Annotated in this window: 13 protein-coding genes; 4 read left to right on the plus strand and 9 right to left on the minus strand. The window is 36.3% G+C overall.

What is annotated here, in order from left to right:
- Positions 1-67: 67 nt before the first annotated feature.
- A complete protein-coding gene (locus AC1DIT_RS21755) occupies positions 68-1,297 on the plus strand; it encodes an aminopeptidase (RefSeq protein ID WP_016112849.1) in 1,230 nt (409 codons plus the stop codon).
- Positions 1,298-1,590: 293 nt separating this feature from the next.
- Here the strand turns inward: AC1DIT_RS21755 and AC1DIT_RS21760 are convergent, their stop codons facing one another.
- The 9 genes from AC1DIT_RS21760 to AC1DIT_RS21800 form a co-directional block, all read right to left on the minus strand.
- A complete protein-coding gene (locus AC1DIT_RS21760) occupies positions 1,591-3,042 on the minus strand; it encodes an NAD-dependent succinate-semialdehyde dehydrogenase (RefSeq protein WP_033670947.1) in 1,452 nt (483 codons plus the stop codon).
- 213 nt (positions 3,043-3,255) lie between these two features.
- A complete protein-coding gene (locus tag AC1DIT_RS21765; RefSeq protein ID WP_016112847.1) occupies positions 3,256-4,617 on the minus strand; it encodes a sigma-54 interaction domain-containing protein in 1,362 nt (453 codons plus the stop codon).
- A gap of 333 nt (positions 4,618-4,950) precedes the next feature.
- Entirely contained in the window at positions 4,951-6,312 is a 1,362-nt protein-coding gene (gene gabT / locus AC1DIT_RS21770; RefSeq protein ID WP_016112846.1) for a 4-aminobutyrate--2-oxoglutarate transaminase, read from the minus strand.
- 157 nt (positions 6,313-6,469) lie between these two features.
- Positions 6,470-7,216, minus strand: coding sequence for an HAD family hydrolase (locus AC1DIT_RS21775; protein ID WP_016132287.1), 747 nt, complete (start codon positions 7,214-7,216; stop codon positions 6,470-6,472).
- 174 nt (positions 7,217-7,390) lie between these two features.
- Positions 7,391-8,296 (minus strand): diacylglycerol kinase, encoded by a 906-nt coding sequence (locus AC1DIT_RS21780; RefSeq protein WP_003194652.1) that lies wholly within the window; start codon positions 8,294-8,296, stop codon positions 7,391-7,393.
- A gap of 547 nt (positions 8,297-8,843) precedes the next feature.
- Positions 8,844-10,271, minus strand: a complete 1,428-nt coding sequence (gene gatB / locus AC1DIT_RS21785; RefSeq protein WP_016112844.1) for an Asp-tRNA(Asn)/Glu-tRNA(Gln) amidotransferase subunit GatB — start codon at positions 10,269-10,271, stop codon at positions 8,844-8,846.
- A 13-nt stretch (positions 10,272-10,284) separates the two neighbouring features.
- Complete coding sequence (gatA, locus tag AC1DIT_RS21790) at positions 10,285-11,742, minus strand: Asp-tRNA(Asn)/Glu-tRNA(Gln) amidotransferase subunit GatA (RefSeq protein WP_016112843.1); 1,458 nt, start codon at positions 11,740-11,742, stop codon at positions 10,285-10,287.
- Between the two features lie 14 nt (positions 11,743-11,756).
- Positions 11,757-12,047, minus strand: a complete 291-nt coding sequence (gene gatC, locus AC1DIT_RS21795) for an Asp-tRNA(Asn)/Glu-tRNA(Gln) amidotransferase subunit GatC (protein ID WP_003194647.1) — start codon at positions 12,045-12,047, stop codon at positions 11,757-11,759.
- Positions 12,048-12,188: 141 nt separating this feature from the next.
- Entirely contained in the window at positions 12,189-12,425 is a 237-nt protein-coding gene (locus tag AC1DIT_RS21800; protein WP_016132507.1) for a YiaA/YiaB family inner membrane protein, read from the minus strand.
- A 229-nt stretch (positions 12,426-12,654) separates the two neighbouring features.
- Between AC1DIT_RS21800 and AC1DIT_RS21805 the strand changes: the two genes are divergently transcribed.
- The 3 genes from AC1DIT_RS21805 (at position 12,655) to AC1DIT_RS21815 (ending at position 14,582) form a co-directional block, all read left to right on the plus strand.
- Positions 12,655-13,137 (plus strand): MarR family winged helix-turn-helix transcriptional regulator, encoded by a 483-nt coding sequence (locus AC1DIT_RS21805; protein WP_016132506.1) that lies wholly within the window; start codon positions 12,655-12,657, stop codon positions 13,135-13,137.
- Positions 13,138-13,216: 79 nt separating this feature from the next.
- On the plus strand, positions 13,217-14,395 hold the full coding sequence (locus AC1DIT_RS21810) for an ArsA family ATPase (RefSeq protein ID WP_016112840.1): 1,179 nt from the start codon (positions 13,217-13,219) through the stop codon (positions 14,393-14,395).
- Complete coding sequence (locus AC1DIT_RS21815; protein WP_016112839.1) at positions 14,388-14,582, plus strand: DUF3926 domain-containing protein; 195 nt, start codon at positions 14,388-14,390, stop codon at positions 14,580-14,582. Before AC1DIT_RS21810 ends, AC1DIT_RS21815 begins: the two co-directional genes overlap by 8 nt.
- Positions 14,583-14,683 lie beyond the last annotated feature (101 nt).

Here is a 14,683-nt window from a genome sequence, read left to right on the forward strand (position 1 = left end):
TTTATATTTTTGAATATTTCGTGTATTATATTTATAACAAATTCTTTCACACAAAGGAGATTATCATATGTCATTTGAACAAACATTAGAAAAGTATGCTGCTCTTGCAGTAAATGTCGGTGTTAATATTCAGCCTGGACAAACACTATCTATTAATGCGCCACTTGAGGCAGCTCCATTTGTCCGTCTTGTTACAAAAAAAGCATACAAATCAGGTGCAAAGCATGTATATGTAGATTGGAACGATGAGGTATTAACACGTTTAAAATTTGATTTAGCTCCTGAAGAAGCATTCTCAGAATTCCCTGCTTGGAAGGCACATGCACGTGAAGAATTGGCAAAAGAAGGCGCTGCATTTATGTCTATCTATGCAGAAAATCCAGATTTATTAAAAGGTGTAGATGCAAAACGAATTGCAAATTCTCATAAGGTTGCTGGAGAAGCAATGAAGGTATACCGTGATTATGTACAAGCAGATAAAGTAAGCTGGTGCGTAATCTCTGTTCCTACGAAAGAATGGGCTGCAAAAGTATTCCCTGATGTAGCACCAGAAGAGCAACAAGAAAAGCTATGGGCTGCAATTTTCCAAGCAACTCGTGCAGATTTAGAAAATCCTGTTGAAGCATGGAAAGAACATGATGCAATATTACATACAAAAGTAGACTACTTAAACGAAAAACATTATAAAGCGCTTCACTATACAGGTCCTGGAACAGATTTAACAATTGAACTTCCAGAAAAACATGTATGGGCTGGCGCTGGTAGCTTAAATGAAAAAAATATACCATTTATGGCTAACATTCCGACAGAAGAAGTCTTTACTATGCCATTAAAAACAGGTGTAAACGGTCAAGTATCAAGTACAAAACCATTAGTATTTGCAGGTAACATCATCGATAACTTTACATTAACATTCGAAAATGGTCGCATTATTGACTACAAAGCTGATGTTGGCGAAGAAGCACTAAAACATTTAGTAGAAACGGATGAAGGCTCTCACTTCTTAGGAGAAGTCGCATTAGTACCTCATGATTCACCGATTTCTAATACAAACATTTTATTCTATAATACGCTATTTGATGAAAATGCATCTTGCCATTTAGCAATTGGAAATGCTTATGCATTTAACTTAGATGGTGGTAAAACGATGACAAAAGAAGAGCTTGCAGAAAATGGAGCAAACTCTAGTATTACACACGAAGACTTTATGATTGGTTCAGCAGAGCTTGATATTGATGGTATTACAGCTGACGGAACACATGAACCAATTTTCCGTAAAGGTAACTGGGCATTCTAAGAATACAAATTATTTAATGAAAAGAGCCATTTTCCTAGAAAAAGGCTCTTTTCACTTTTTAGTATACTGCCTTAATATAATCAATGTATAAAGTTTTATTATTATAATATTAAAAATAAAGGGAGGAGTTTTCATGACAACAGCAAATGCGATTTTAACATTCGTTGGTAAAGTGATTCCATTAGTAACAGATCTATTGAAAGCACTCATGTAAACTTATTCTTTTATATTAATTTACCCTCACATAATAAAAAGGTTGTTTTCATTTTAGAAAACAACCTTTTTTTACTTTATTATAATCCTAAAGAAATGTATTTAATTTCTAAATATTCGTCAATTCCAAAATGACCACCTTCACGGCCAATACCACTTTCTTTATATCCGCCAAACGGAGCTTGTGCAACTGATGGAAGGCCATCATTTAAGCCGATAATGCCATATTCTAATGCTTCACTAATTTGAAATGCTTGACTAATATCTTTTGTAAATACATATGCAGCTAGACCATACGGAGTATTATTAGCTCGTTCAATTACTTCTTCAACCGTTTCAAATTTTGCAACAGGCGCAACCGGTCCGAATGTTTCCTCATTCATACATAACATTGTATCGTTTGCTCCTCCAATTACAGTTGGTTCAATAAAGTGACCATTTAATTCTGCAATTGTTTGTCCTCCATAAAGGATTTCGCCGCCTTTTTGGATAGCATCTTCTATATGTTCCTTTACTTTTTCTACTGCATTCGCATCAATAAGCGGCCCTACAGTCGTACCTTCTCCAAATCCATCTCCTACCTTAAGCTGACCTACTGCTTTTTGAAACTTCTCTGCAAATTCTCCATATACCGCTTCTTGTACAAATACGCGATTTGTACATATGCATGTTTGACCAGCATTACGGAATTTCGAACCAATTACCGCTTCTACAGCTTTATCTAAATCTGCATCATTCATCACAATAAACGGAGCATGCCCCCCTAATTCAAGTGACACTTTTTTCATTGTTTTCGCTGCACCACACATTAATTCTTTTCCGATTTCAGTTGATCCCGTAAACGAAACCTTTCTCACACGTCCATCATTCATCCACGTATCAGCAATAGCCTTTGCACTACCTGTTACAATGTTTAAAACGCCTTTTGGAATATCAGCCTCATGTGCAAGTTTGGCTAATTTTAACGCCGTTAACGGCGTTTGACTTGCAGGCTTTACAACTGCTGTGCAACCTGCTGCAAGCGCTGGAGCTACTTTTCTTGTAATCATAGCAGCTGGAAAATTCCACGGTGTAATTGCTGCAATAACACCAACAGGCTGTTTTATTACTAAGATGCGTTTATCTGGATGAGAAGCTGGAATCATCTCACCATATACTCGCTTTCCTTCTTCTGCATACCATTCTACAAAACTATTCGCATAATTCACTTCACCAAGTGCTTCTGCAAATGGCTTCCCTTGTTCTTTCGTCATAATTGCTGCGATTTCTTCTTTATTTTCATCAATTAGTGCAAACCACTTTTTTAATTTTTGCGCACGGTCAGCTGCAGTTAATTTTGACCAAGATTTAAAGGCTTCATGTGCAGCATCTACCGCTTGCTTCGCCTCAGTGACTCCGCCTTTTGGAACAGTTGCAAATACTTCCTGCGTCGCAGGATTATTAATTTCAATTTGTTCCTGTAGCCCGATCCATTCCCCATTTATATACATTGCTTTCTGTTCTAAATTTATATAAGTCGCTTTCTTATCCAACATTTTCTTCCTCCTTTATATTCACTTCATTTTCTTCTATATTTCTATCATACTTTCAAAAAAGCATTCGAACAAAGAAATAGCCTTCACTCGTATTCTCTCTTTATTTTCACTTGGAATGGGACAGTTTCTATGCATGAACGGATGCTCTCTCCCCCCTAAAAAGAAAGGTTCTATATCATTTTTTCAATTTGTATTTATATAAATTTGTATTTATATAAATTCCTCTCCTATAAACCTCTTAATTTTCCTCGTCGCTGCAGACTGGCTTATTTTCAAAAACTCTGCTACTTTATAGCTTGATCCATATGTTTTATACGCTTTAAGGATAATATTCCGTTCTACTTCTTCCAACATTTTATAGAGGCTTTGACCGGACTGTTCAACTGTTGATCCATGCATAGATAATGGTAAGTCTTCAATCGTTACAATGTTATCTGCAGTAATGACAATTCTTTCAATCACATTTTCTATTTCTCTATTATTCCCTTCCCAAGGGTACCCTACAAATATTTGTAGAGTACTAGGGGCCAATTTTACATCACGTCCATACTTCTCGTTAAAGTGATGTAAGTAATGATAGACTAAAGGTAAAATATCTTCCGTTCTTTCACGAAGTGGAGGGATATGAATTGGTATTACATTTAAACGATAGTATAAATCTTTTCGGAAAGTACCTTGTTTCACCATTTCAGCCAAATCTCTATTCGTAGCTGCTACAATACGAACATCTACTTTTTTTAGTTCCCTACCTCCTACTGAGCGGAATGTTTTTTCTTGTAATACTTGTAACAGTTTCGCCTGAATTTCAAGTGGCATTTCACCAATCTCGTCTAAGAAAAGAGTTCCTTTATGAGCTAGCTCTAAAATTCCTTTTTTTCCTTCGCGGTTTGCACCTGTAAATGAACCACCTGAATAGCCAAACAGTTCCGATTCGATTAAATTTGTCGGCAATGCCGCACAATTAATTTCATAAAACATTTCATTTTTACGATAACTCACTTCATGCAAATGGCGTACTAATCTACTTTTCCCTACACCAGTCTCGCCTAAAATAAGAACCGTACTATCTACCACAGAGACTTTTTTGATTGTTGTAACTATTTTTTGCATAGCTACACTTTTAAAAATAAGCCCCTCATATTCATACGTTTCTCTTAACTCTTTTTTATATGTCTTTAACTGATTATCCATCTCTTCGACCTTTTTTCGTAATTGGTAGAGTTCAGTGAGGTCACGAGAATAACTAATTACCCTTCGCAAATTCCCTTGTTCATCAAACACAGGCCTTGTACGAACGTGTAAATACTCTCCTGATTTTGTTGTCTGAACAAGTTCAATTGGCTTTTTCTTCTCAATTACTTCTAATGTTGCAGATGGATAAAAGATCCCTTCTTTTTGTAGTTCTTTTACATGCTTACCTACTAACTCCTCAGCAGATAATTGATAGTGTCTTTCGCATGTACTATTTACACGGACAACCGTTCCTTCCTCATCCGTGACAAAAATCTCATCAAATGCATATTCAAATACATCTTTTAAATCCATAAATGCTCGTTCCTTTTCTGCAACCATTCCAGCCACTCCTCAAATTCAAGTACATTGCTTCACTTTATTATCTCTTACATTTCATTATAAAATGAAACCTGTATTTAAGGGAATTTTCTGTATATTAAACAAAGTAAACTAGAATGGTCACAAATATGTTATATATATATCCATTTTGATTTTCCGACATATAAGGCGCTACTATAAAGAACAAACGGTAATCTACGGTCGTTTTCTCTCTTTGTTTTAACTTTGCATGAGGCTGTAGGAGAGTCTGACCGCTTCTATACATGAATGGATGCTCTCTCCACCTAAAAAAAGAAAGATTTTATGTCGTTTTTTCAATTTGCATTCTATTATTTATACACGAGCTATATCTGCTTGCTCATAACAAGCTTGCAGGGAATCTTCAATAATTGTAAGCCCCTCTTCTAGCTGTTCATCTGTAATGACAAGTGGCATTAATACACGAACTACATTCCCATACGTTCCAGCAGATAATAAGAGCAATCCACGTTTATTTGCTTCAGCACATAAATTTGCTGTTAATGCTTTATCCACTTCTTTCGTTGTACGATCTTTAACAAGTTCGAACGCACACATTGCTCCTAAGCCACGCACATCACCAATACAATTATATTTTTTCTTCATTGCTTCAAATCGATCCATCACAACTTTTCCTACATGTACAGCTCGATCATTTAATTTTTCTTTCTCTATAATATCCAAAACAGCTAATGCCGCAGCGCAGCCTAATGGACTTCCAGCGTATGTTCCACCAAGTTCCCCTGGTGCTGATTCATTCATAACTTCTTTTCGGCCAATAACGCCACTAATCGGTACTCCTGCCCCTAATGATTTTGAAACAGTAATTAAATCTGGAACTACATCATAATGATCAATTGCAAAGTATTTTCCTGTACGACTAAATCCTGTTTGAATTTCATCAGCTACAAATAAAATACCATGTTCAGAGCAAAGACGACGTACTTCTTGGACAAACTTTTTACTTGGAATGATAAAACCACCTTCACCTTGGACTGGTTCCATCACAACAGCTGCTATACTTTCTGGTGCAACTTCTGATATTAAAAAATTCTTAAATTCTTCAATAATAAAGTTATCGTATTGTTCGTCTGTTAAACCTTCTGGACGACGATATTCATATGGAAATGGTGCTTTATATACTTCCGGTGCAAATGGACCAAATCCGAATTTATATGGCTTTACTTTACTTGTCATCGTCATTGTCATCAATGTACGACCATGAAACCCTTTTGAAAACGCAATAATGCCAGGTCTTTTCGTATATTTACGAGCAATTTTCACAGCATTTTCAACTGCTTCAGCACCACTATTTAAAAATAATACTTGTTTTTCAAATTTTCCAGGAGCTAATGCCGCAAGCTTCTCTGCTAATTCAATATATGGCTCATACATCATTACATTAAATCCAGTATGAATATATTGATCTACTTGTTTATGAAGCGCCTCTTTCACAGCAGGGTGACAATGTCCTACGTTAATCGTTCCAATTGCTCCTGCAAAATCGATAAATTGATTTCCATCTACATCTGTTACAAGCGCACCATCGGCTGACTGTACGAATGTTGAAATCCCATTACTCACGCCCCTTGGTACGATATTTTGACGGCGTTCTAATAAAGAAGCTGCCTTTGGTCCTGGAATTTGTTCATTTACTTTAGCGAATTTTGTATTCATCGTTTCTCCCATCCTTTTCTATGCTATGATTTTCTTTTTCTATATTGCAAGATGTATGCCAACTTACAAATGTAGTGTTGTTCTAACATTCCTAGTATTTCGACATAAAAAATAAGTCTATAAAGACTTGTTATGAGTCTCTATAGACTTATTTTATTTATACATTAGACTTCCTTTGTTCCCAAATAAATTCACCAGAGCCAGAAATAAGATCTCCTACAGAATCTAGTACAACATCGGCAAGTGGTGCTAATGTTTGTCGATCCCCCGTCCCAGAAAGAACACCAATTGCATAACAAGCGCCACTATTTTTCGCTAAATGTAAATCGGTCGGTGTATCGCCAACTACCGCTACTTCCGATGAATCCAAGCTAAACTTCTCGCAAAATGCTTCTACAATTTGTTTATCTGGTTTTTGTGCCGGAAATGTATCTGCAGCTACAATACAATCAAAGAAAGATTCCAATCGATACTGCTTTAAAAATAATTCTGTCGGTGCAAAATCATCAGCTGTCACCACCCCTAAAACGAAACCTTTATCTTTCAATGTTTGTAAAACCCTTGGTAAATCTGCTGTCATCCTCATATGTGAACGATGTTCGTACATAAGAGTAAATAGTTTTCCACTTATCCAGTGATGCATATCACTCTCTTTAACAGACGGTATATACTTACAACATATTTTCGCTATATCGAGGCTTGTTCCTGCTGCTAATACACTACTTGGATGAACAACCGCCCCTTTAACACCAATTTCTTCTAAAATCGTTAACTGTAATGATTGAGGTAATTGATGTAGTTCTATAAGTTTAGCTACAAGTTCTTCTGCAACTTTAATCCAAATCGAATGAAAATCCATTAATGTTCCATCTTTATCAAAGAGTATTGCCTTTATCTTCTCCATAACAGACCCTACCTTTCTGCCCTTCTCACATTCAGTGTAGCAAGTAAATGTGGATGTAAGATGAACGCATTGTAAAAATACAATGAAAATCAAACCAACTCCCAATTTACAAAAGGAATTAATGACACGATTCCATCGACACGTTCCTATATAAATAAATAAAAAAGGATACCTTTATAAGGTATCCTCTTTATGTTCTGGAACAAATAGTTCAAGACAATGATATATATTTTCAAATTCCATTGGCGCATCTCCGCCATATTCACCATCTAAATTAATCATTAATTTATCCGGCGAATGAACCTTAATACGATTTGCCTGCGTATATAAAACTTTTGGATTATTAATATGCTCACCGCGCTGTGCTTGTGTTGCTGCTTTAATCAAATCAGCAATAGAACCCTTCTTCAGCACTAATAAGTCAAATAAACCATCGTTAATAGATGCATATGGTGCAACTTTTTCAAAGCCACCAACTGAGCGGGTATTCGTAATTAAAAACATCGTAATCTCTTCTTGCAATAGCTTTCCATCATACTCGATTTCAACGTATGTTGGATGTAATGATGGCAGCATTTCGATACCTTTTAAATAATAGGCAAGCTGTCCTAGTACTGTTTTCAGCTTACTTGGTACTTCGTATGTTAATTCTGTAATACGTCCGCCGCCAGCAATGTTAATAAAATATGTATCGTTCGCTCTACCAAGGTCTAATGGAACAGTCTTACCTTCGCAAATAATATCTGCCGCCTCTTCAATAGAACGCGGTACACCGATTGCACGTGCAAAATCATTTGTCGTCCCAACTGGAATGATTCCGAATTTTGGACGATATTCATTTCCTACTAAACCATTCACCACTTCATTTAACGTCCCGTCACCACCCGCTGCAATGACAACATCAAATTTACGATTTGCCGCTTGCCTCGCTGCCACAGTCGCATCTCCAGGACCCGTTGTCGCATGACAAGATGTTTCATATCCAGCTTGTTCTAATTTTTGTAATACTTCTGGTAAGCTCTTTTTAAATAACTCACGGCCAGAAGTAGGGTTATAAATTATTCTTGCTCGCTTCATCATTCATTAGCACAGGAAATTTCTCATTCACCATTCACAGAAAAAGAATATACCGAATCTTTATTCAGCGTTCCTATGCCTACCTCCTCTCATCTCCATATCCTTCTTTTAGCCCATTTAAAAGGACAAATAAGGACCCAGGTTCATACCGCTTTACATCAGCAAAATATAAAGAACAACCTACTAATGAAAGCTTTACTTTATTGAACTAAGCAATATATATCATTTCACCATTCATAGTACTTTCTGTTTCTTACATACAAGACAGGGGATAACAATTATCTATTATTTCACGAGATGAAAAAACTCTCTATGTCTAGATTTATCATTATTCCCACCTTTTTGCAACTATCATACCATAGTTGCTATACAAACATTTTCTCACTTTTGTCAGTTAATCAAACGTTTGTTTAAATAATTTCTTAATTTAAACAAACGTTTGATTAACTCAGAAAAAACACCCAAATATGGGTGCTTTCTCTGAGTAATCTTTACTATTTGATAACCGCTTAACTTCATGAGCTAGGCTATCCAGTTCCACTTTTCTTTATTATCGCTTGTTGATTTCTTCTAACAAGATTTTATTAACAAGTGGTGGGTTTGCTTGTCCTTTTGTCGCCTTCATAATTTGACCCACTAAGAAGCCAATTGCACGGTCTTTACCGTTTTTAAAGTCTTCAATAGATTGTTCGTTATTATCAAGAATTTCTGTTACGACCTTACGAAGTGTACCTTCGTCAGAAATTTGAACAAGACCTTTTGCTTTAACGATTTCTTCTGGGTCTCCACCTTTTTCAATTAATTCATTAAATACTTTTTTCGCAATTTTAGACGAAATTGTACCTTTTTCAATTAATTGAACCATTTTAGATAGACCAGCTGGCGTTAATGCTACGTCTTTTAATTCTTTTTGTTGTTTATTTAAGTATGCAAGTACTTCACCCATTAACCAGTTTGATGTTAATTTTGCATCTGCACCATCTGCGATTGTTGCTTCAAAGAAATCAGACATCTCTTTTGTTAATGTTAATACGTGTGCATCATAAGCTGGTAAACCAAGTTCTTCAACATAGCGTACTTTACGAGCATCTGGAAGTTCTGGAATAGAAGCACGAACGCGCTCTTTCCACTCATCATCGATGTAAAGTTCAACTAAGTCTGGCTCTGGGAAGTAACGGTAATCGTCAGATCCTTCTTTTACACGCATTAAGATTGTTTTCTTTGTTGCTTCATCATAACGACGCGTTTCTTGTTGAATGATGCCACCAGATAATAATTCTTTTTCTTGGCGTACTTGTTCATGCTCAAGACCTTTTTGTACATAAGTGAAAGAGTTTAAGTTTTTCAGCTCTGCTTTTGTACCGAACTTCTCTTGTCCTACTGGACGAAGGGAAATGTTCGCATCACAGCGAAGAGACCCCTCTTCCATCTTACAGTCAGATACACCTGTATATTGAATGATAGATTTTAATTTTTCTAAGTATGCATATGCTTCTTCTGGCGTACGCATATCTGGCTCAGATACGATTTCGATTAATGGCATACCTTGACGATTATAATCCACTAATGAACCTTCACTTGTATGCGTTGATTTACCTGCATCTTCTTCTAGGTGAAGACGTGTAATACCGATGCGTTTCTTTTTGCCATCTACTTCAATTTCAATCCAACCATTTTCCCCAATTGGTTTATCATATTGAGAAATTTGGTATGCTTTCGGATTATCTGGATAGAAATAGTTTTTACGATCAAATTTTGTTTCTGTTGCGATTTCACAGTTTAATGCCATTGCAGCTTTCATTGCAAAGTTAACTGCTTCTTTATTTAGAGTTGGAAGCACCCCAGGATATCCTAAGTCAATTACACTTGTTTGTGTATTTGGATCCGCTCCGAATTCTGTTGGACTCGCAGAGAAAATTTTCGAATTCGTTTTTAACTCAACGTGAACCTCTAAACCGATAATTGTTTCTAAATTCATCTATGCTCGCCTCCTACAGACTTGCTTTTTTTGTATGATAATCTGTTGCTTGCTCAAACGCATGTGCAACGCGATAAATTGTTGCTTCATTAAAGTGTTTACCGATAATTTGTAAACCAAGTGGCATGTTGTTCGCACCGAATCCACATGGAACAGAAATCGCCGGAACACCTGCTAAGTTCACTGGAATTGTTAAAATGTCGTTTGCGTACATTGTCATTGGATCATCTACTTTTTCGCCTACTTTGAATGCTGGAGTCGGCGTTGTTGGTCCAATAATAACGTCATAGTTAGCAAATACATTTTCAAAGTCATTTTTAATTAATGTACGTACTTGTTGTGCTTTTTTGTAATATGCATCATAGTAACCAGAGCTAAGTGCAAATGTACCGAGCATGATACGACGTTTTACTTCATCACCGAAGCCTTCGCTACGCGTGTTTTTGTAAAGGTCCATTAAGTTACTCACATTGTCAGAACGAACGCCATAGCGTACGCCATCAAAGCGTGAAAGGTTAGCAGACGCTTCTGAAGAAGAAATTACGTAATACGTTGCTAAAGCATATTTAGAGTGCGGAAGAGATACTTCTTCCCAAGTTGCCCCCATACCTTCTAATACTTTTAACGCAGCTAGTACTGACTCACGAGCTTCTTCGCCAACACCTTCTCCTAAGTATTCTTTTGGTACAGCGATACGTAAACCTTTTACATCACCTGTTAAACCAGCTAAGTAGTTGCCAACTTCAACATTTGCAGAAGTTGTATCCATGCGGTCAACACCTGAAATCGCTTGTAATAGGTATGCATTGTCTTCTACTGTACGTGTAATTGGTCCGATTTGGTCAAGAGAAGATGCAAATGCAACTAAACCAAAGCGAGATACACGTCCGTAAGTTGGTTTTAAACCAACGACACCGCAATATGCAGCTGGTTGACGGATTGAACCACCCGTATCAGAACCTAAAGAGAATAATACTTCTCCTGCCGCTACTGCTGCTGCAGAACCACCACTAGATCCACCCGGAACATAATCTAAATTCCATGGGTTTTTCGTAGCGTAGAAACCAGAGTTTTCATTTGAAGACCCCATTGCAAACTCGTCCATGTTTAATTTACCGATTGTAATTGTGTCAGCAGCTTTCAGCTTTTGCACAACTGTCGCATCATAAATTGGATCAAAGTTTGCTAACATTTTGCTCGCACAAGTTGTACGAAGGCCGTTTGTTACAATGTTATCTTTCACACCGATTGGCATACCGAAAAGTAAACCGTTATCTTCAGCACCAATTTTCGCATCTAATTCCTTCGCTTTCGCGCGTGCATTTTCTTCATCTAATGTAAGAAAAGCTTTTACGCTATCTTCTACATCCGCAATACGTTTGTATGATTCTTCTACTAAATCCGTAACGGAAATTTCTTTGTTGTTTAACTTCTTATGTAACTCTGATACAGAATGATCAAATAATGACATCGAAATTCCCCCCTCTATTCTAATACTGCTGGAACACGGATTTGATTATCTTTGTGATCCGGTGCATTTTTTAATACTTCTTCAACTGGTAAACCTTTTTCTGGTACATCTTCACGCATAATATTTTTCATATCTAATACGTGAGTTGTTGGTTTAACACCTGTTGTATCTAATTCATTTAACTGCTCTGCAAATGTAACAATTGCATCGAGTTGCTTTTGAAATTTTTCTGCTTCTTGATCTGTAATTGCAAGACGTGCTAAATGCGCTACATGCTTTACATTCTCAACGGAAATTCTTGACACGGCTAGGCCACCTCCATAATATATCGTTCAATCTACAATACTATTGATGATACCAAATTTTCAGTACTTCAAGCAAGTCAACACACGGCACTTACAGCATTTTTGCATAAAAAAAGAAAGGCTTCTGCCTTTCCTCTCAATTTAGTTTTTATCCAACGGTTCTTTTTTCGGTAAACGCTCGTTATCTTCTTCATTATCACGAATTGTTTTTTGCAGTACAAAACAGGACATTGTTAAAAATAATGTTCCAATTAAGTAGTATCCTTTTACACTAAGCGTTTCATCTAATGTATAAATACCAATTAACATACCAGAAAGTGCACAAACAAATGAAGTCCATGCTAAAAATGTGAACGCTTGGGTATTTCTCTTTCTCATTGTTCTCCCCCTTGATCTGTACATCCATTATAGATAAGTATATTACTATTATGGATTTTTATGTAAAATATAATTCTGTATTTATTACTCACCATACACATTTTCTATTATAAAGTTTATTTTTTATCTAATCTGAAAAAACAAACACTAATTGTTTGACATTTAGTTGCAATACGCATAAAATAAAACCAAATATTACGAATCTCGAAATATACGGGAGTGGAAATAATTGTTGCAATATGAACATTTTTTAGACTTACTGCTAGATAACGCCAAGAAGCTTTTCTATCCAGAAGAATGGGTGAGCCTTGATTTATCACTTTCTAAAACAGAAATATTCTGTCTGCTATGGATGGAGCGAAATACAGATATTACGATGACGAAGATCACGGAACTCCTTGACATTCCAATGAGCACAACGACAGGTGTTGTGAATCGGCTTGTGAAAAAAGGATATATTGAGCGCTATCGGAATGAAAGTGATCGACGTATTGTCTTAATTCGCTTAACCGAAACAGGAATACGACTTGTTCAAGAAGTGAAACAGAATGCAGCTCATTACTTTAACCTTGTGACGGAAGCATTATCAGAAGAAGAAAAAACATTTTTACTACAAATCTTCCAAAAGATTATGAATCACATCGCTACGTCACAACAAAAACAAGTGGAAAAGCTTCCTACACCTAAGATGAAAAACATCCCGATTGAATAAGGCCCTTTATGGGGTTTTTATTCAAATATATATTTCGACACTCGTAATATTCGACAACCGAAACAAGGGGGATATAAATATGAGAATTATTTTGTATACAGGCAAAGGCGGCGTAGGAAAAACTAGCATTTCAGCGGCAACAGCACTTCAAAGTGCAAAACAAGGATTAAAAACATTAGTAATGAGCACTGACCCAGCTCATAGCTTAGGAGATTCCTTTGGCATAAAATTATCTTCTGAGCCACTAGAAATTCGTGAAAATTTATGGGCTCAAGAAATCAATACAATTTATGAAATGGAAAAAGGCTGGGGGAAATTACAAAAGTATATTACATTGCTATTCACATCAAAAGCAGCCGATGATATTACAACAGAGGAATTAACGATGTTTCCTGGCATGGAGGACTTAATTAGTTTACTTCGTGTACTCGATTACTATAAACAGAAAACATATGATGTCATCATTATTGATTGCGCACCAACCGGAGAAACTCTCGCCATGCTAAGCTTTCCTGATATGCTCGGCTGGTGGATGGAAAAACTCTTTCCGATTAAAAGAAAAGTTTTAAAAGTTGTTCGACCTGTTGCACAACCACTTCTAGGAGTCCCACTTCCTACTGATGATATTATGGATGAATTAACAAATACACTTGAACACCTTGGAGAAATGCGGGATATTTTATCTAACCGTGACGTGACAAGTATTCGCGTTGTTGTAAATCCAGAAAAAATGGTTATTAAAGAAGCGCAGCGTAGCTTCACCTATTTGAATTTATATGATTATAACGTGGATGCGATCATGATTAACCGCGTCATCCCTAATACTGTTACCGACTCCTACTTCCAAGCATGGAAAGACGCGCAGAAAAAATATAAAGCATTAATTCAGGATAGCTTCCAACCACTTCCTATTTATGAAGCTCCAATGTTTGAACAAGAAGTAGTTGGATTACCTATGCTAGAGCGTGTAGGAGATGCTCTATTCAAAGATGATGTAGAACCAACCGCTGTAAAATTCAACGGGCGTACACAATATGTAAAAAAAGATGGAGATGAATATATTTTTGTTCTCTCTATTCCATTCTCGGATAAAAGTGAACTCTCTTTAAATCAAAAAGGTGATGAACTCATCATTCGCGCCGGTTCTGTCAAACGAAATATTACATTACCAAAAACATTAACGCACTTATCCGTTCAAGGTGCAAAATTTGAAGGGGATGTTTTAAACATTCGTTTTGGGGGTGCGGTTCATGCATGAGGATTTATTAAGAAAAGTGATTCATACAAAAGTGGAAGTTGGAATGTATATCATAAATGAATTACCTACTCCCTTTAGGCAACAAGCTAAAAAAATGATAAATATTTTACAAGAAGAACTCTCTTCTTGTATGCAAGAAAAAAAACAACCGACAGACAAATCATTAAAGAATATCACAATTGAATAACTATGGTAAAAATATGAAAACCTCTTTTCAACTAATTTCTTTATTGAATCAAATAAAAAAGACCAGGAAAACTCCTGGTCTTTTCACTCTACCTACAAACA

The sequence above is a fragment of the Bacillus sp. 05T22 genome (genome assembly GCF_056396765.1).